This is a genomic window from Streptomyces sp. 351MFTsu5.1 (genome assembly GCF_000383655.1).
Classification (GTDB): Bacteria; Actinomycetota; Actinomycetes; order Streptomycetales; family Streptomycetaceae; genus Streptomyces; species Streptomyces griseorubiginosus.
Map to the genome: position 1 here is coordinate 59,533 of NZ_KB911782.1, position 15,485 is coordinate 75,017.

18 protein-coding genes are annotated in these 15,485 nt (G+C 72.8%); 10 read left to right on the top strand and 8 right to left on the bottom strand.

Going from position 1 to position 15,485, the window contains the following annotated elements; genetic code table 11:
• The first annotated feature begins 32 nt into the window (after nucleotides 1-32).
• Genes H295_RS0119250 through H295_RS0119260 form a run of 3 tightly spaced genes read left to right on the top strand, consistent with a single transcriptional unit; the run spans nucleotide 33 to nucleotide 1,944 of the window.
• The gene (locus H295_RS0119250; protein ID WP_020136973.1) at nucleotides 33-428 is read left to right on the top strand and encodes a cupin domain-containing protein; all 396 of its coding nucleotides are present in this window, start codon (nucleotides 33-35) and stop codon (nucleotides 426-428) included.
• A gap of 11 nt (nucleotides 429-439) precedes the next feature.
• On the top strand, nucleotides 440-1,024 hold the full coding sequence (locus H295_RS0119255; RefSeq protein WP_020136974.1) for a DUF4865 family protein: 585 nt from the start codon (nucleotides 440-442) through the stop codon (nucleotides 1,022-1,024).
• A complete protein-coding gene (locus H295_RS0119260; protein WP_020136975.1) occupies nucleotides 1,021-1,944 on the top strand; it encodes a phosphotriesterase family protein in 924 nt (307 codons plus the stop codon). The genes H295_RS0119255 and H295_RS0119260 overlap by 4 nt, the downstream gene beginning before the upstream one ends.
• Nucleotides 1,945-1,950: 6 nt before the next feature.
• On the opposite strand, the gene H295_RS0119265 is transcribed toward H295_RS0119260, so the two are convergent.
• The gene (locus H295_RS0119265) at nucleotides 1,951-2,478 is read right to left on the bottom strand and encodes a hypothetical protein (protein ID WP_020136976.1); all 528 of its coding nucleotides are present in this window, start codon (nucleotides 2,476-2,478) and stop codon (nucleotides 1,951-1,953) included.
• Between the two features lie 120 nt (nucleotides 2,479-2,598).
• Between H295_RS0119265 and H295_RS43360 the strand changes: the two genes are divergently transcribed.
• Nucleotides 2,599-3,078, top strand: coding sequence for a maleylpyruvate isomerase N-terminal domain-containing protein (locus tag H295_RS43360; protein ID WP_106960889.1), 480 nt, complete (start codon nucleotides 2,599-2,601; stop codon nucleotides 3,076-3,078).
• A 78-nt stretch (nucleotides 3,079-3,156) separates the two neighbouring features.
• Nucleotides 3,157-4,128 carry an NAD-dependent epimerase/dehydratase family protein gene (locus H295_RS0119275; RefSeq protein WP_020136977.1) on the top strand — a complete coding sequence of 324 codons (972 nt, stop codon included), beginning with the start codon at nucleotides 3,157-3,159 and terminating at the stop codon, nucleotides 4,126-4,128.
• A gap of 6 nt (nucleotides 4,129-4,134) precedes the next feature.
• Here H295_RS0119275 and H295_RS43365 read toward each other — a convergent pair whose 3' ends face one another.
• The 5 genes from H295_RS43365 to H295_RS0119300 form a co-directional block, all read right to left on the bottom strand.
• A complete protein-coding gene (locus H295_RS43365) occupies nucleotides 4,135-4,569 on the bottom strand; it encodes a GtrA family protein (protein ID WP_020136978.1) in 435 nt (144 codons plus the stop codon).
• 147 nt (nucleotides 4,570-4,716) lie between these two features.
• A complete protein-coding gene (locus H295_RS0119285; RefSeq protein ID WP_020136979.1) occupies nucleotides 4,717-5,166 on the bottom strand; it encodes an RpiB/LacA/LacB family sugar-phosphate isomerase in 450 nt (149 codons plus the stop codon).
• A gap of 1 nt (nucleotide 5,167) precedes the next feature.
• On the bottom strand, nucleotides 5,168-5,890 hold the full coding sequence (locus tag H295_RS0119290; protein ID WP_020136980.1) for an NUDIX hydrolase: 723 nt from the start codon (nucleotides 5,888-5,890) through the stop codon (nucleotides 5,168-5,170).
• Nucleotides 5,883-7,127, bottom strand: a complete 1,245-nt coding sequence (locus tag H295_RS0119295; RefSeq protein ID WP_020136981.1) for an ROK family protein — start codon at nucleotides 7,125-7,127, stop codon at nucleotides 5,883-5,885. Before H295_RS0119295 ends, H295_RS0119290 begins: the two co-directional genes overlap by 8 nt.
• 36 nt (nucleotides 7,128-7,163) lie before the next feature.
• Nucleotides 7,164-7,826, bottom strand: coding sequence for an alpha-ketoglutarate-dependent dioxygenase AlkB family protein (locus tag H295_RS0119300; protein ID WP_020136982.1), 663 nt, complete (start codon nucleotides 7,824-7,826; stop codon nucleotides 7,164-7,166).
• Nucleotides 7,827-7,893: 67 nt separating this feature from the next.
• Here H295_RS0119300 and H295_RS0119305 point away from each other — a divergent pair, with 67 nt between their 5' ends.
• On the top strand, nucleotides 7,894-9,036 hold the full coding sequence (locus H295_RS0119305; RefSeq protein ID WP_020136983.1) for a methyltransferase: 1,143 nt from the start codon (nucleotides 7,894-7,896) through the stop codon (nucleotides 9,034-9,036).
• Nucleotides 9,029-9,790, top strand: coding sequence for a class I SAM-dependent methyltransferase (locus H295_RS0119310; RefSeq protein ID WP_020136984.1), 762 nt, complete (start codon nucleotides 9,029-9,031; stop codon nucleotides 9,788-9,790). Before H295_RS0119305 ends, H295_RS0119310 begins: the two co-directional genes overlap by 8 nt.
• Here the strand turns inward: H295_RS0119310 and H295_RS0119315 are convergent.
• Nucleotides 9,768-10,619 carry a class II fructose-bisphosphate aldolase gene (locus tag H295_RS0119315; RefSeq protein ID WP_020136985.1) on the bottom strand — a complete coding sequence of 284 codons (852 nt, stop codon included), beginning with the start codon at nucleotides 10,617-10,619 and terminating at the stop codon, nucleotides 9,768-9,770. The genes H295_RS0119310 and H295_RS0119315 overlap by 23 nt on opposite strands.
• Before the next feature lie 8 nt (nucleotides 10,620-10,627).
• Entirely contained in the window at nucleotides 10,628-11,512 is an 885-nt protein-coding gene (locus H295_RS0119320; protein WP_020136986.1) for an SIS domain-containing protein, read from the bottom strand.
• A 125-nt stretch (nucleotides 11,513-11,637) separates the two neighbouring features.
• On the opposite strand from H295_RS0119320, the gene H295_RS0119325 reads away from it, so the two are divergent.
• From H295_RS0119325 to H295_RS0119335, 3 genes are read left to right on the top strand one after another with little or no spacing between them, the layout of a single operon-like run.
• Complete coding sequence (locus tag H295_RS0119325) at nucleotides 11,638-12,417, top strand: DeoR/GlpR family DNA-binding transcription regulator (protein ID WP_020136987.1); 780 nt, start codon at nucleotides 11,638-11,640, stop codon at nucleotides 12,415-12,417.
• Nucleotides 12,418-12,476: 59 nt separating this feature from the next.
• Nucleotides 12,477-14,297: a glycoside hydrolase family 15 protein gene (locus tag H295_RS0119330; RefSeq protein WP_020136988.1), complete on the top strand. Its 1,821-nt coding sequence runs from the start codon at nucleotides 12,477-12,479 to the stop codon at nucleotides 14,295-14,297.
• 36 nt (nucleotides 14,298-14,333) lie between these two features.
• The gene (locus H295_RS0119335) at nucleotides 14,334-15,209 is read left to right on the top strand and encodes a PhzF family phenazine biosynthesis isomerase (RefSeq protein WP_020136989.1); all 876 of its coding nucleotides are present in this window, start codon (nucleotides 14,334-14,336) and stop codon (nucleotides 15,207-15,209) included.
• Nucleotides 15,210-15,485 lie beyond the last annotated feature (276 nt).

Genomic DNA, 15,485 nt, shown 5'->3' on the forward strand with positions numbered 1-15,485 from the left:
TAACTCCCAAGCTTGGTAAAGGACTTCACCCAGTGCAGATCACCCGACAGCGCCCCGAGACCCGGCAGGGACCGGCCGAGAACTTCACCGGGACGGTGTGGCTCGACGAGATCGCCGCGCCCGCCGCCCCCTCCCGGCTGCGGATGTTCAACGTCCACTTCGCGCCCGGCGCGCACACCGCCTGGCACCGGCACCCGCACGGCCAGGTGCTGCACGTCCTGGAGGGCGAGGGGCTGGTGCAGCGCAGGGGCGGAGCCGTGGAACCGATCCGCGCGGGCGACACCGTGTGGATCGACCCGGGTGAGTGGCACTGGCACGGTGCCGGGCCGCGCACCTTCATGACGCATCTAGCGGTCGTGGAGGCCGCGGAGGACGGCACCACCACCGACTGGGGCGCGCTCGTCACCGCCGAGGACCACTCCGCCTGAGGGGGCGACCGATGCACGCGATGCAGTACGAGCTCACCTTGCCGGCCGACTACGACATGGCCGTCATCCGCGGCCGGGTCGCCCGGGTCGGGCATCTGCTCGACGACTGGGAGGGTCTCGGCCTCAAGTCGTACCTGATGCGCGAGCGCGGGGTGAACGGCTCACCGGTCAACCAGTACGCGCCCTTCTACCTCTGGAACACCGTGCAGGGCATGAACGGTTTCCTCTGGGGAGGCGGTTTCCAGGGGCTGAGCAACGACTTCGGACGGCCGTCGGTCCGACAGTGGACAGGGCTGTCGTACGAGGAGGGCGGCGCCGTCGGATTCCCCGCCCGGTCGGCCGTACGACGGCGTGAACCGGTGCCCGAGGGCGTGGAGTCGGCCGAGGTGACGGCGGAAGCGGTGGCGGACACGGAGCGGCTGGCCGGGGAGGACGGGGCCGTCCTCGCTGCCGTCGCCGTGGACACGGCCCGCTGGGAGCTCGTGCACTTCTCGCTCTGGGCTCACGAGGCTCCCAAGGCGGCCGGTGACGTGTTCGAGGTGCTGCACGTCTCGGCGCCCGGGCGGGCGCGGCTGCCGCGGGGACGCCAGTGGTGAGCGCGGTCCGGACGGTGGAGGGGGACGTGCCGGGCGGGTTGCTCGGCGTGTGCGACGCGCACGACCACCTGTTCTTCGGCAGCCCCCGCCTTCCCGGCCAGGAGCTGCGGAGCAGGTCCGCGGCGCTGGCCGAACTCGCCGCGTTCGCCGCGCAGGGGGGTGGCGCCGTCGTGCAGTGGACGCCGTACGGGCTGGGGCGGCGGGCCGCGGATCTGCCGGCGCTGTCGAGGGAGAGCGGGGTGCGGATTGTCGCCGCCACCGGGCTGCACCAGGCCGTCCACTACGACGACGCCACGCTCGCCGGACTGCGCGGCAGGCTGGCCGAGGTGTTCGTCGCCGAACTGACCGAGGGCATCGGGACGTCGGGCGTCCGCGCGGGGCTGATCAAGGTGGCGGGCGGTTTCCACGCCCTGGACGCGCACGCCCGCTGGACGATGACCGCGGCCGCCGAGGCCCATCACGCGACCGGCGCGCCGATCGCCGTCCACCTGGAGCTGGGGACCGGCGCCCTCGATGTACTCGACCTGCTGTGCGGCGAGTTGGGGGTCCCGCCGCACCGGGTGGTCCTCGGCCATCTGAACCGCTCCCCCGACCTCACGGTGCACCGCGAGGCAGCGGCGTCGGGCTGCTTTCTCGCCTTCGACGGTCCCTCACGCACCCACCACGCCACGGACTGGCGGATGCCGGACGCGGTGCGGGCCCTCGCCGAGGCGGGACACGGGGACCGGCTGCTCCTCGGCGGCGACACGACGACCGCGGCCGCCCGCTCGGTCAACGGGGGCCCGGGGATGCCGTATCTGCTGCGCAGGGTGCGTCCGCGGCTCGCGGTCGAGCTGGGCGAGGAGGCGGTGCGGCGCATCCTCACCGATAACCCCGGCCGGGCCTTCGCCGCGGAGTGGCGTGGTCCCGCCGGCCCTTGAGCCCCGTCACCGGCACAGGGCGTCAATGTCCTGCGCGAAGGTCGGAAACTCCGCCCGGGCGGCGGTGACGATGTCGTGGGTGCTGCGGCGCGGGGTGGTCGCGTGGCGCTGCGCGAGTTCGGTCAGCCCGGGGTCGGCCCGGCCCTCGTACTGCTCGTACTCGACGACCTCCAGCGGACCGAGGCTGTCGGCCAGCACCCACAGGAAGTCGGACAGGCTGGCCGCCACCACCCCGCGCTCGCCCTCGGAGCCCAGGAACACCACCGGCTGCTCGACCAGCGGTTGCCCAGGCCGCACGCACCACAGGGCGGCGAGGCCTCCGGTGCCGTCCTGCCCGAAGACCCGGAAGGCGTCACCGTGCAGTTCGTGGTTGCCCGTCCAGTTGCGCAGCCAGTCGGTGGTCTCCTCGGTGGAGTCGAAGGCGCCGTACGGCTCGAAGTCGACGCCCTCACCGTCGTCGTAGTCGAACCCCACGCGGGCCACGGCTGCCAGCGCGGCCGGAAAGGTGCGGTCGAACTCGGTCGTCTCGATCATGCCCCGCAGGCTAGCCTCCGCCACTGACAGTCGGCTGACAGGACTTTTGGATGTCCCGGACACCCGCCTTCGACGATCTGCTGGTCCTGATCGAGGACCGTTCCGCCGCCCTGCGCGCCGCTGGGCCTCTCGGCCGCGGCCACGGAGGAATTGGTCGGCGTGCTGCGGGCCGTCGGTCCCGCGTCGGGCTGCTGGACCTGGTGGGCAGGCTCCGGTGTGCCGATGACGAGTGGTGCGGTGGCGCGCCATCAGGTCCATGAGGGCGCCGTGCACGCCTTCGACGCCCAACTGGCCACGGGTACTCCCCAGCCGGTCCCGGAGGTGGTCGCGCTGGACGGCACAGCCGCCTTCATCGAGGTCGCCCACGGCACCGCCGGGCCCTGGCCGCACCGGCCGGCCCGGGTCGGCCTGCACGCCGCCGAGGGCGCGTCGTGGCTGATCGAGCTGACGGGGTCCGGGGCACGCGGCGCCGACGGCTCGCGCGGGACGGCGCCGACCTGTACGGGCCGGCGAGCGATCTGCTGCTCGTGCTGCATCGCCGCCTCCCCCTGGACAGTCTGCGCAGCGAGGGGGACCGTGCCGTCCTGGAGAATCTTCTGAACCGGCCGGATCTTGGTCAGACCGGCGTCCCGCGCGGGAACGGCGGAGCAGGGCAACAGTCGAGCTGATGGGAAACGTATGCGAGTCGTCGTCATCGGTGGGAGTGGGCACATCGGCACCTTCCTCGTCCCCCGGCTGGTGCGGGCCGGCCACGAAGTGGTCAACGTCAGCCGCGGCACCCGCAGCGCCTACGTCGAGGCCCCCGAATGGGAACAGGTCCGCCAGGTCGTGGCCGACCGGCAGCAGGAGGACGGTGCGGGCACCTTCGGCGCCCGGGTGGCGGGGTTGGCCCCGGACGTCGTCGTCGACCTGGTCTGCTTCACCCTGGAGTCGGCCACCACGCTGGTCGAGCGGCTGCGCGGCGAGGCCGGACACCTGCTGCACTGCGGCACCGTGTGGCGGCACGGCCCGAGCCTCAAGCTGCCGATCTCCGAGAGCACGGGCACCCCACCCGTCGGGGAGTACGGCGTCCAGAAGGACCGGATCGCCCGGATGCTGACGGAGGAGACCGCATCCGGCGGGCTGGTGACCACCTCCCTGCACCCCGGGCACATCGTCGGCCCCGGCTGGCACCCGATCGGCCCGTTGGGCAACCTCGACCCGGCCGTCTGGGCCACGCTCTCCGCCGGGAAGCCGCTGCCGATCCCGGGCAGCGGGGTCGAGTCGATGCACCACGTGCACGCCGACGACGTCGCCCAGGGCTTCGAGCGGGCGATCGAGCGCCGGGACGCGGCGGCGGGTGAGGACTTCACCGTGGTCGCCCCCACCGCGCTGAACGTCCGCGGATACGCCCACATCGCGGCCGGCTGGTTCGGCCAGACCGCGACATTGGAACCCGTGTCCTGGGAGCGGTTCCGCGAGAGCACGTCTGCGGAGCACGCCGAGGCGAGCTGGGAGCACCTCCACCGCAGTCAGTGCTTCAGCATCGAGAAGGCACGGACCGTCCTCGGTTACGCGCCCCGTTACGAGCCGGAGGACGCCGTGCTCGAGTCCGTGCGCGGGCTGATCGAGCGCGGTGAGTTGGAGGTGGCCCACCCGCTCGTCCGCTGACCCGCGTCACGCCGCGAGCAGGACGGGCACCGCGCTCGTCTCCTGCTGCCGCCGGGGGCGGGTGCTCCGGGTGGCGAAGACGTACAGGCGCAGGACGAGGAACCGACCCGCGCCGGCGAGACCGGAGGCGCCGAGGTAGACCGTCTGCTCGATCGCCGTGCCCGCGGACGGCCGCAGCAGGTGCAGAGCTCCGACGGCACAGCTGGTGACCAGGTACGCGGCGGAGGCCGAGCCGGCGGACTGCCAGTGCTCCCGCCACCCGGCACCCCGGCCCTTGCGGAAGGTGTACCGGGCGTGGAGTTCCGTGCACAGCAGGGTGGAGGCGACGGTGACGACGGCGTTGGCGACGGCCCAGGGCATGACCCCGGCGAGCAGCGTCACCGCGAAGCCGGCGAGGACTCCTGTGCCCCCTCCGAACATCACGAACCGTATGAAGGCCATGAGGCCCGCCCCCCGTCTCCCACCCGTCGCTTTCCAACGGTGGAAAGCTACGTTGCGTTCAAGGAACGGGCAACTGATTTATTGCACCGACACATGGTCGCCGCAGCTCAGGGAAGAAATATCGTTGCAATGGGACAAGACTGAACGCTAGGTCCGGCCGACGTCCAGGCGGCTCACCCTGGCCACGTTCTCCCGGTCCTCGGCGTCCTCGCTCGGTGTGGCGGAGAACCAGGCGTCGAGGATCTCCTTGAGGAGCGGCTCGGAGGTCAGGCGGAGGCTGAGGGCGAGGACGTTGGCGTCGTTCCAGCGGCGGGCGCCGTCCGCGGTGTAGGCGTCCGTGCACAGGGCGGCCCGTACCCCGGGCACCTTGTTCGCGGCGATGGAGGCGCCGGTGCCGGTCCAGCAGCACACGACCGCCTGGTCGGCCGTCCCCGCGGTCACGTCACGGGCCGCGGCCTCCGAACAGGCCGCCCACTGCGGGTCGGCGCCGGGGCTGAGAGCGCCGTGCGCGACCACCTCGTGGCCCCGGGCGCGCAGTGCGTCGACGAGGGCCCGGGCCACAGGTTCGTCCATGTCCGAGGAGACGGAGATCCGCATGTCACGAGCCTACTCGGCGGCTCGTCCAGCGGACCAAGGGTTCCAGGTAGACCACGTGCGGGCCCTCCAGGTGGGGCAGTTCGGCCGGGGAGCCCACAAAGACCATCCGGTCGAACTCCGGGTCGCGTCCCCGTGCCGCCTCCTCGGCCGCGAGGGCGTCGAAGCGGTCCTGGAGCACCGGCGCGGGCAGGGGTGGCGCCAGGTAGTGGACCCCTACCTGGCCGTCGTCGCCGTAGGTGACCAGACAGCGGGTGAGCGCGGCGGCCGGGAGGTCGACGCCGGTCTCCTCGGCCAGTTCCAGCGCGGCATGGCGGCGCAGGGCTGTCTCGTCCAACTGCTCGTCGCCCGTGGGGGGTTCCACCGATCCGCCGGGGAACTGCCAGCGGCCGGGCGCGGCCGTGGAACGGGACATCCGGCCCACCAGCACGCGTCCGTCGTCCGTCGGCTGGATCACGCTCACGAAGAGGGACCGCAGGACGGTGGCGCCCGGGACCCGGCGCAGGGCGAAGTAGCGGTAGGTGGTGCGGGACCAGGACACGAGCAGGGCGTCCCCGGCGTCCCGCGAAAGGCCGGCGCAGAGCACGACCGGTCCGTCGAAGAGGGCCGGGTTGGCGAGGACGGCCTCGTCCCACTCCCGGTTCATGACCGCCCGTGTCCCGGACGGGACCACCGGTGGCGCCACCTCGACGAGACGGAGTGTCTCCGCCTCCAGCAGTTCAGTCACGGCTCAGTGCCCCGAGCGGGTCGTCCAGCACCGGCTGCCACGCCAACTCGGCCGCTCCGACCAGGCTGTTGTGGGCGAGGGTGCAGCTCAGGATGGGGACACCGCCGCTCTGGCCCCACAGGCTGCGCTCGGCGACGACCGCGCGCAGCCGCGTGGGATCGGCGTCCAGGAGGGTGCTGTGGAGGCCGCCGAGGATGACCCGGTCCGGGTTGAGGATGTTCACCAGTCCCGCGAGTCCGAGCCCCAGACGGTCGATGAGGGTCTCGGCGGCCGTACGGACGGCGGGGTCGTCGTAGTGGTCGCGGACCAGGTCGTTGGCCTGCTGGAGCAGGGACACCTCGGGGCCCGGGTCGAGTCCCGCGGCCGTGAGCAGGGCCAGCGGGTCGGCCTCGACGTCGAGGCAGCCGCGGCTGCCGCAGTAGCAGGGGCGGCCCTCGGGGTTGACGGTGAGGTGGCCGACTTCGAGGGCCAGGCCCGAACTCCCGGTGTGGAGACGGCCGTCGAGGACCAGGGCGCCGCCCACACCCCGATGCCCGGTCGCCACGCACAGGAGGTCGCGGGCGCCGCGGCCGGCGCCGTGCCGGTGCTCTGCGAGTGCGGCGAGGTTCACGTCGTTGCCGGTGAACACCGGTCCGGGGATCCCGGCCGCGCGCACGCACTCCGTGAAGATACGGCGCACGGGGGCGCCCGCGGGCCAGGCCAGGTGCAGGGGGTTCAGGGCGAGCCCGTCGGGTTCGGCGACCGCGGAGGGGACGGCGAGTCCGGCACCGACGCAGTGTCTGCCCGTCGTGCGCAGGAGATCCGCCCCCGCCTCCACGACCGAGCCGAGGACCTTGGCGGGATCGGCGTCGACGGTCTCGCGGGCGGGCGCGGTGGCGACGATACGGCCGCCCAGGCCGACCAGCGCGGCCCGGAAACCGTCGGCGTGCACCTGCGCCGCCAGGACGACCGGGCCCTCCTCGGCGACCGCGAGGCGGTGCGAGGGCCTGCCCTGGGAACCGGCGGCAGCGGTGGGACGGGCGTCGACGCGGATCAGCCCGAGCGCCTCCAGTTCGGCTGCGACCGCTCCGGCCGTGGCCCGGGTGACCCCGAGTTCCGCGGTGAGCACCGCCCGGGTGGGCGCGCGCCCGGTGTGCACGAGCTCCAGTGCGGGCCCGAGCGCGCCGCGCCCCCGTTCCAGCCGCGCCCTCGAGGTGGTCCTCTCCCCCGCCGACCGGGGGTCCGCCTTGCCGCTCATGAGGGCGAGTCTCCCATGATCCGTTCCCGACCCGGGCTACAGGCCGCTGACCCGCAGCGTGATGTTGAGCCGCCCGGTCAGCCCCAACTCGGGCGGCGCGGTGCCCGGATGCACACGGGGCACGCCGTGGTAGGCGAGCCGCGACGGGCCGCCGAACACGAACAGGTCGCCGCTGCGCAGTTCCACGTCCGTGTACGGCTTGGTCCGGGTCTCGGTGTTGCCGAAGCGGAAGACACAGGTGTCGCCGAGGCTCAGGGACACCACCGGGGCGTCCGTCCTCTCGTCGCTGTCGCGGTGCATGCCCATGCGGGCGTCGCCGTCGTAGAAGTTGATCAGTGCGATGTCGAAGTCGATCACTGAGAGGTCGTGTCCGGACGTCCCGGTGCCGAGGGCGTCCCGTACCGCCCGTCGGCCCAGCTCGCCCAGCCAGTGCGGGAAGGGCTTCACCGGTGCCCCGTCGCCGTCGGCGACCGTGCGGGCGTAGGCGTACGGGTACCAGTGCCAGCCCAGGCAGACCTGCCGGGCGGTCATCGTGCCGCCGCCCGGGGTGTGCACCGTGCGCAGCCCGGCGGGCGGACGGGCCCACTCGCGGCAGGCCTCCAGCAGCTCGCGCTGTCGCTCCGGCGCCAGCCAGTCCGGGACGTGCACAGCGCCCGGCGCGATCTGTGCGCGCGCTCGGGGGAACAGCTCGGCATCCATGGTTTCATCCTGCCCGAGCGGGCCTGAACTGCAGCTCCGCTAGCCTGGACGCACGATGGACGACCGTATGACGACCCCCTGGGGCGAGCTCGCGCTCACCCGCTTCCCCGAAGACCCGCGTGACCGGCTGCGTGCCTGGGACGCCTCCGACGAGTACCTGCTGAGGCATCTCGCCGCCGAGCGGGTGGCGCTGTCCGGCACGGTCGTGGTGGTCGGCGACCGGTGGGGCGCGCTGGTCACCGCGCTGGCGGCGCACCGGCCGGTGCAGATCACCGACTCCTTCCTCAGCCAGGAGGCGACCAGGGCGAACCTCGCGCGCGCCGGCGTCGAGCCGGGCACCGTCCGGCTGCTCACCACGCAGGACCCGCCGCCCGACCGGATCGACGTGCTGCTGGTGCGGGTGCCGAAGAGCCTGGCCCTGCTGGAGGACCAGTTGCTGCGGCTGGCGCCTGCGGTGCACGCGGGCACGGTCGTGGTCGGCACCGGCATGGTGAAGGAGATCCACACCTCGACGCTCCAGCTGTTCGAGCGGATCCTCGGCCCGACGCGCACCTCGCTCGCCGAGAAGAAGGCCCGGCTGATCCTCTGCACTCCGGAGCCGTCGCTCGAACGGCCCGCCAACCCGTGGCCGTACGGCTACGCGCTCCCGGACGGTGTCGGGGCCGTCTCCGGCCGTACCGTCGTCAACCACGCGGGGGTCTTCTGTGCCGACAGGCTCGACATCGGCACCCGCTTCTTCCTCCAGCACCTCCCGGCCGGCCGGGGCGCGCAGCGGATCGTGGACCTGGGCTGCGGCAACGGCGTGGTCGGCACTGCGGTGGCCCTCGGCAACCCGGAGGCCGAGGTGCTGTTCGTCGACGAGTCCTTCCAGGCCGTGGCCTCGGCGGAGGGCACGTACAAGGCGAACGGCGCGCCGGGGCGGGCGGAGTTCCGGGTCGGGGACGGGCTGACGGGGGTGCCTGACGGCAGCGTCGACGTGGTGCTCAACAACCCGCCGTTCCACTCGCACCAGGCGACGACCGACGCGACGGCCTGGCGGATGTTCGCCGGCGCGCGCAGGGCGCTGCGGCCCGGTGGTGAGCTGTGGGTCGTCGGGAACCGGCACCTCGGGTACCACGTGAAGCTGCGGAAGCTGTTCGGGAACAGCCAACTCGTCGCCAGTGACCCGAAGTTCGTGGTGCTGAAGGCGGTAAAAAGGTCGAGTGACTGACAGGTCGGCACGGGACTTCTACGACTCACTGGCTCCGGACTACCACCGGATCTTCGCGGACTGGGACGCGAGCATGGCGCGGCAGGCCGCCGCGCTGGGCGCGCTCGTGGGGCCCGGTCCGCTCCGGATCCTGGACTGCTCGTGCGGGATCGGGACGCAGGCGATCGGGCTGGCGGTGGCCGGGCACCGGGTCGTCGGCAGCGATCTGAGTCCCGTGGCCGCGGCGCGTGCCGCGGCCGAGGCGTCGGTCCGCGGGGCCCCGGTCCCGACCGCGGCCGCGGACATGCGGCAACTGCCCTTCGCCTCATCGGCGTTCGACGTAGTCGTGTGCGCCGACAACTCCCTGGCCCATCTGCTGACGGCCCCGGACATGGCCGCCGCACTCGGCGGCATGCGGCGGGTGCTGCGGGACGGCGGGCTGCTGCTGCTCACCGTGCGGGACTACGACGAGATCCGCCGGACCAGGCCCGGCGCGACGCCCCCGCAGGTCTCCGGGGACCCCGACGACCGGATGATCACCTTTCAGCTGTGGCACTGGCACGAGGACGGGGAGCGCTACGACCAGGAGCACTTCCAGCTCGTGCCCGCCGACGGGGACTGGGCCGTACGGGTCCGCCGTACGACCTCATGGGCGCTGACCCGTGCGCAGGTGGAGGACTTCGTGACCGGGGCCGGTTTCGTGGACGTGCGGTGGCACGAACCCGGGGCCGTCGGCTTCTACCAGCCCGTTCTCACGGCCCGAGCATCCGGATGATCCGCCGGGTGGCCTCGGCCATGGCGTCCCGGCCGACCCCGAGGTAGGTGCGGGAGTCGACCGCCTCGGGGTGAGCCGCGAGGTGTTCCCGGATCGCCCGGGTCATGGCGGTGTTGAGCGCGGTGCCGACGTTGACCTTGGCGATGCCGCCCGCGACGGCAGCGGTGAGTTCGTCGTCGCGGACCCCCGAGGAGCCGTGCAGGACGAGGGGGACGTCCAGGCCGGCGGCGAGGCGCTTGAGGAGGTCGTGGTCGAGGGTGGCGGTGCGTTCGGTCATCGCGTGGGCACTGCCGACGGCCACCGCGAGCGCGTCGACGCCGGAGTCGGCGACGAAGGCCCGGGCCTCGGCCGGGTCGGTGCGGGCACCAGGTGCGTGGGCGTCCAGCGGGGGCTGTCCGTGCTTGCCGCCGATCTCTCCCAACTCCGCCTCGATCCAAAGGCCTTGGGAGTGCGCCCAGTCGGCGGCAGCACAGGTCGCGGCGAGGTTCTCGGCGTAGGGCAGCCGGGCCGCGTCGTACATCACCGAACTGAAGCCGGCGTCGACGGCCTCGCGGAGCAGGTCGTCGCTCTGGACGTGGTCGAGGTGCAACGCGACGGGGACGGCGGCCCGTTCGGCGGCGGTGACGGCGGCGCGGGCCAGCGGCAGGACACGGCCGTGGCGGAACTTCACAGCGTTCTCGCTGACTTGGAGGACGACCGGCGCGTCCAGGGACTCGGCGCCGGTGATGACGGCCTCGACGTGTTCCAGGGTGATCACGTTGAAGGCGGCGACGGCGGAGCGGGTGGCGGCGGCCCGGGTGACGAGTTCGCCGGTGGTGACGAGGGGCACGGGGACTCCTAGGGGCGGGCGAGGATCACCGAGCGGGTGAGGTGGCGGGGCCGGTCCGGGTCGAGGCCGCGGGCGGCGGCGACGGCGACCGCGAGGCGCTGCACCCGGACCAGTTCGGCGAGCGGGTCGAGCGTGCCGGGGATCCACAACCCGCCTGTCTCACCGACCTGTTCGGCCAGCCCTTCCGGAGCCTCACCGAGCATCCAGGTGGCCGTGCCCCGCGTGGTGACGCTGATGGGGCCGTGCCGGTACTCCATCGCCGGGTAGGCCTCCGTCCAGGCGAGAGCGGCCTCGCGCATCTTCAACCCGGCCTCGCTCGCCAGGCCCACCGTCCAGCCGCGACCGAGGAAGGTGAACTGCGCGCAGTCGACGAGCCCTTCGGGCAAGGGGGTCGCGAGCGCGGTGCGGGCGTCGGCGACGACGGCGTCGGTGTGCAGGCCCAGGTGGGCGCGGAGCAGGGTGAGGGCGGTGGTCGCGAACCTCGTCTGGACGACGGAGCGTTCGTCGGCGAAGTCGAGGACGACGACCTCGTCGGCGGCGGTCATGACAGGCGAGGCGGGGTCGGCCGTGAGCGCGGTCGTGCGGGTGCGCCCCTGCAACTCCCCCAGCAGGTCGAGGACTTCGGTGGTCGTGCCGGAGCGGGTGAGGGCGACGACACGGTCGTACGAGCGGCCGGCCGGGAACTCCGACGCGGCGAAGGCGTCGGTCTCGCCCTGCCCCGCGCTCTCCCTGAGCACGGCAGCGGCCTGCGCCATGAAGTACGAGGTGCCGCACCCGACGATCGCGACCCGCTCGCCGGGCGCGGGCAGCGCACCGGAGCAACGGGCGGCTTCCGCCTCCGCCCGCTCCCAGCAGTCCGGCTGGCTGATCAGCTCGTCCTCGACATGGGTCATGCGGCCGCCCTTCCCTCACTTTGCTTGTTCTTGCAAGATATAGCGCTCTTTCGAGCACAATCAAGCATTCGAGTGGGACCAGGGTGCGCTAAGGTCGCCGGGAGATCGAGGGACGGAGGGCGCGGATGTCGCGGGACGCCCGGTGGAAGGCGCTGCTGGAGCTGCTCGTGGAGCGGGGACGGCTCGACGTCGAGGACGCCGCCACCGAGCTGGCGGTGTCGGCCGCCACGATCCGCCGTGACTTCGACCAGCTGGCCGAGCAGCAGATGCTGGTGCGCACCCGGGGCGGGGCGGTCGTGCACGGGGTGTCGTACGAGCTGCCGCTGCGGTACAAGACCGCCCGCCACGCCTCCGAGAAGCAGCGCATCGCCAAGGCGGTCGGGGAGCTGATCGCACCGGGCGAGGCCGTGGGCCTGACCGGCGGCACGACCACGACCGAGGTGGCGCGGGCGCTCGCCGTACGCGGGGACCTCTCCAGCGGCTCCCCCGCGCTGACCATCGTCACCAACGCGCTCAACATCGCCAATGAGCTGGCCGTGCGCCCGCAGTTCAAGATCGTGCTGACCGGCGGGGTGGCGCGCCCGCAGTCGTACGAGCTGGTCGGGCCGCTCGCGGACGGTGTGCTGGGGCAGATCACCCTCGATGTGGCGGTCCTCGGTGTGGTCGCCCTCGACGTCACGCACGGTGCCGCCGCCCATGACGAGGCGGAGGCCGCGATCAACCGGCTGCTGTGCGAGCGGGCCGAGCGGGTCGTCGTGGCCGCCGACTCCAGCAAGCTGGGACAGCGGGCGTTCGCCCGGATCTGCGGGGCGGCGGAGATCGACACGCTGGTCACGGACTCGGCGGCGGATCCGGAGACGGTGGGGCGGTTCGAGGAGGCGGGGGTGCGGGTCCTCACGGTGTGAGGGCCGTTCCGCTGACGTGTGCGGTCGATCCTGCTTAGGCTGATCGGCAGGAGGCTGCGATGAGCGGATCACCTGGGAACGACGGCGGATACCTGCCGATCGCCGAGCACGGCCTGATCGGCGACCTGCGCAGTGTGGCGCTGGTCGGGACCGACGGCACCATCGACTGGTACTGCTGCCCGTCCTTCGACGCGCCGAGCGTCTTCGCGTCGGTCCTGGACGCCGAGCGCGGGGGCCGCTTCGAGCTGGCGGCGGCCGTACCGGCCAGGACCAAGCAGTTCTACTTCCCCGACACCAACGTCCTGATCACCCGGTTCTACACCGAGGACGGCGTCGGCGAGGTCCAGGACTTCATGCCGGTCGACGGGGACACGGTGGAGACGGAGCGGCACCGGCTGATCCGGCGGGTGCTGTGCGTGCGCGGCTCGATCCCGTTCCGCACCCGCGTGGCACCGCGCTTCGACTACGGCGCCCAGCCGCACACCCTGCGCATGGTCGGGGACGTCGCGGTGTTCGAGTCCCCGAAGCTGTCGCTGGGGCTGACCGCGACGGTGGCCCTGGAGACCGAAGGCCCGGACGTACGGGCCGACTTCAAGCTCGCCGAGGGCGAGTCGGCGGTGTTCGCCCTCGACCAGGTCGGCGGTGAGGTGACCCCGCGCCGGTGCGCGCACACCGAGGCCGAGGAGCAGTTCACCAGCACGGTCGCCTACTGGCGGCACTGGCTGTCCGCCTCCAAGTACCGGGGCCGCTGGCGGGAGATGGTGCACCGGTCCGCGCTCACCCTGAAGCTCCTCACCTACGCCCCGACCGGCGCCATCGTGGCCGCACCGACCACCAGCCTGCCCGAGCAGCTCGGCGGCGAGCGCAACTGGGACTACCGGTACGTGTGGGTGCGGGACGCCGCCTTCTGCGTGTACGCCCTGCTGCGGCTCGGATTCACCAGCGAGGCCGAGCAGTTCATGGACTTCCTCATCCGGCACGTCAGCCCGGAGGGCCACGGCCCGTCGGGACCGCTCCAGATCATGTACGGCATCGACGGCCGCACCGATCTGACGGAGCGTGAACTTGTCCACCTGGAAGGGCATCGGGGCTCGGCGCCGGTCCGGGTCGGCAATGCCGCCGCCGACCAGCTCCAACTCGACATCTACGGCGCCCTGATCGACTCGATCTATCTCTACGACAAGTGGGCCAAGCCCATCTCCAGCGGCCAGTGGGACGACGTGTGCACGCTGGTGGAGTGGGTGTGCGCGCACTGGGACCAGCCCGACGAGGGGATCTGGGAGACGCGCGGCGGCCGCAAGAACTTCCTGTACTCCCGGCTGATGTGCTGGGTGGCGATCGAGCGGGCGATCCGGATGGCGGGCCGGCGCGGTCTGCCCGCCGATCTGAACCGGTGGCGGGAGTGCCGGGACACCATCTACCGGCGGATCATGAAGAACGGCTGGTCGGAGGCCCGGCAGGCGTTCGTCCAGCACGAGGGCGGGGACGTGCTCGACGCGGCCGTCCTGATGATGCCGCTGACCAAGTTCATCGCGCCGACCGACCCGAAGTGGCTGTCCACTCTGGACGCGCTCACCGAGGAACTGGTGTCGGACTCCCTCGTCTACCGCTACGACCCGACGGCGAGCCCCGACGGCCTGCGCGGCGACGAGGGCACCTTCTCGATCTGCTCGTTCTGGTACGTCGAGGCCATGGTGCACGCCGGACGGATCGACGAGGCCCGCCTGGCCTTCGAGAAGATGCTCACCTACGCCAACCATCTGGGCCTGTACGCCGAGGAGATCAGCAACACCGGCGAGCAGCAGGGCAACTTCCCGCAGGCCTTCACGCACCTCGCCCTGATCAGCGCGGCCTTCAATCTGGACCGGGCCCTGGGCTGAGGAATAGCCGTCGGCCGGACTCACGTTGCCCCCTGCATGACGACGAACGCGCCCCGGTCCGAGGTCCTGCGGTACACCGCCTTCTCCAGCAACCCCGAGGGAGGGAACCCTGCCGGAGTCGTCCTGGACGCGAGCGCCCTGGGCGACGACGACATGCTGGCCGTGGCTGCCGAGCTCGGGTACTCGGAGTCCGCGTTCCTGACCGCGCCCCCGGAAGATCTCGACGGCCCGGAGGGCCGGGTGTTCACCATCCGCTACTTCAGCCCCAAGGCCGAGGTGCCGTTCTGCGGCCACGCGACCGTCGCGGCCGCCATCGCCCTCGCCGAGCGGATCGGCCCCGGGGAGCTGGTGTTCTCGACACCCGCCGGGACCGTGCCGGTGGCGGTGGCCGAGGAGGGCGGCGCGGTCAGGGCCACGCTCACCAGCGTCGAGCCGCACATCGAGGAGATCGGCGACGCCGACCTGGCCGAGGCGCTCGCCGCGCTGGACTGGCCCGCCGGCGATCTCGACCCGGCGTTCCCGCCGCGGATCGCGTTCGCGGGCGCCCGCCATCTCGTCCTCGCGGCGGCGACCCGGGCGCGCCTCGCGGAGCTGTCGTACGACTTCGCGCGCCTTGAGGCCCTGATGCACCGGCTGGACCTGACCACCGTCCAGCTGGTGTGGCGGGAGTCGGCCGGGGTCTTCCACGTCCGGGACCCGTTCCCCGTCGGCGGGGTCGTGGAGGACCCGGCGACGGGTGCCGCGGCCGCCGCCTTCGGCGCGTACGCCCGTGAGCTCGGCCTGGTCGCGGAGGACGCGGTCCTCACCCTGCGCCAGGGCGAGGACCTGGGCCGCCCCGGCGAGCTCACGGTGACCCTGCGCGCGGGCGACCCCCGGGTCCGGGTGAGCGGCGCGGGAACCCGCATCGGCTGACGTGCAGCGGCGTGGCCTCGCCCGGGGCCAGGGCTGGGGCCGGTAGCCGTGTTCGCCGCCTGCGGCTGTGCTCACCGGAGGACGCATGGGGGCACCCGCGCCGAGGTCGCCCCAGCCGGCCGGGGGCACGCACCGGCTGAGGTCAGCCGCGCGCGCCGCCCGTGGCCGCACCTGCGGCCCGTGGCCGTACCCGTCGCCCCGGGCTGTGCCCACCGTCCGTCGCCGTGACTGCCGTCAGTGGCCATGACCGACGGAGGACTCATCGCGGCGCCCGCG

Bases quoted from the DNA above. Each gene is read 5' to 3' on its own strand.
- H295_RS0119255 (WP_020136974.1), top strand. From the start codon at position 440: ATGCACGCGATGCAGTACGAGCTCACCTTGCCGGCCGACTACGACATG.
- H295_RS0119265 (WP_020136976.1), bottom strand. From the start codon at position 2,478: ATGATCGAGACGACCGAGTTCGACCGCACCTTTCCGGCCGCGCTGGCA.
- H295_RS0119275 (WP_020136977.1), top strand. From the start codon at position 3,157: ATGCGAGTCGTCGTCATCGGTGGGAGTGGGCACATCGGCACCTTCCTC.
- H295_RS43365 (WP_020136978.1), bottom strand. From the start codon at position 4,569: ATGGCCTTCATACGGTTCGTGATGTTCGGAGGGGGCACAGGAGTCCTC.
- H295_RS0119285 (WP_020136979.1), bottom strand. From the start codon at position 5,166: ATGCGGATCTCCGTCTCCTCGGACATGGACGAACCTGTGGCCCGGGCC.
- H295_RS0119295 (WP_020136981.1), bottom strand. From the start codon at position 7,127: ATGAGCGGCAAGGCGGACCCCCGGTCGGCGGGGGAGAGGACCACCTCG.
- H295_RS0119300 (WP_020136982.1), bottom strand. From the start codon at position 7,826: ATGGATGCCGAGCTGTTCCCCCGAGCGCGCGCACAGATCGCGCCGGGC.
- H295_RS0119305 (WP_020136983.1), top strand. From the start codon at position 7,894: ATGACGACCCCCTGGGGCGAGCTCGCGCTCACCCGCTTCCCCGAAGAC.
- H295_RS0119320 (WP_020136986.1), bottom strand. From the start codon at position 11,512: ATGACCCATGTCGAGGACGAGCTGATCAGCCAGCCGGACTGCTGGGAG.
- H295_RS0119325 (WP_020136987.1), top strand. From the start codon at position 11,638: ATGTCGCGGGACGCCCGGTGGAAGGCGCTGCTGGAGCTGCTCGTGGAG.
- H295_RS0119330 (WP_020136988.1), top strand. From the start codon at position 12,477: ATGAGCGGATCACCTGGGAACGACGGCGGATACCTGCCGATCGCCGAG.
- H295_RS0119335 (WP_020136989.1), top strand. From the start codon at position 14,334: ATGACGACGAACGCGCCCCGGTCCGAGGTCCTGCGGTACACCGCCTTC.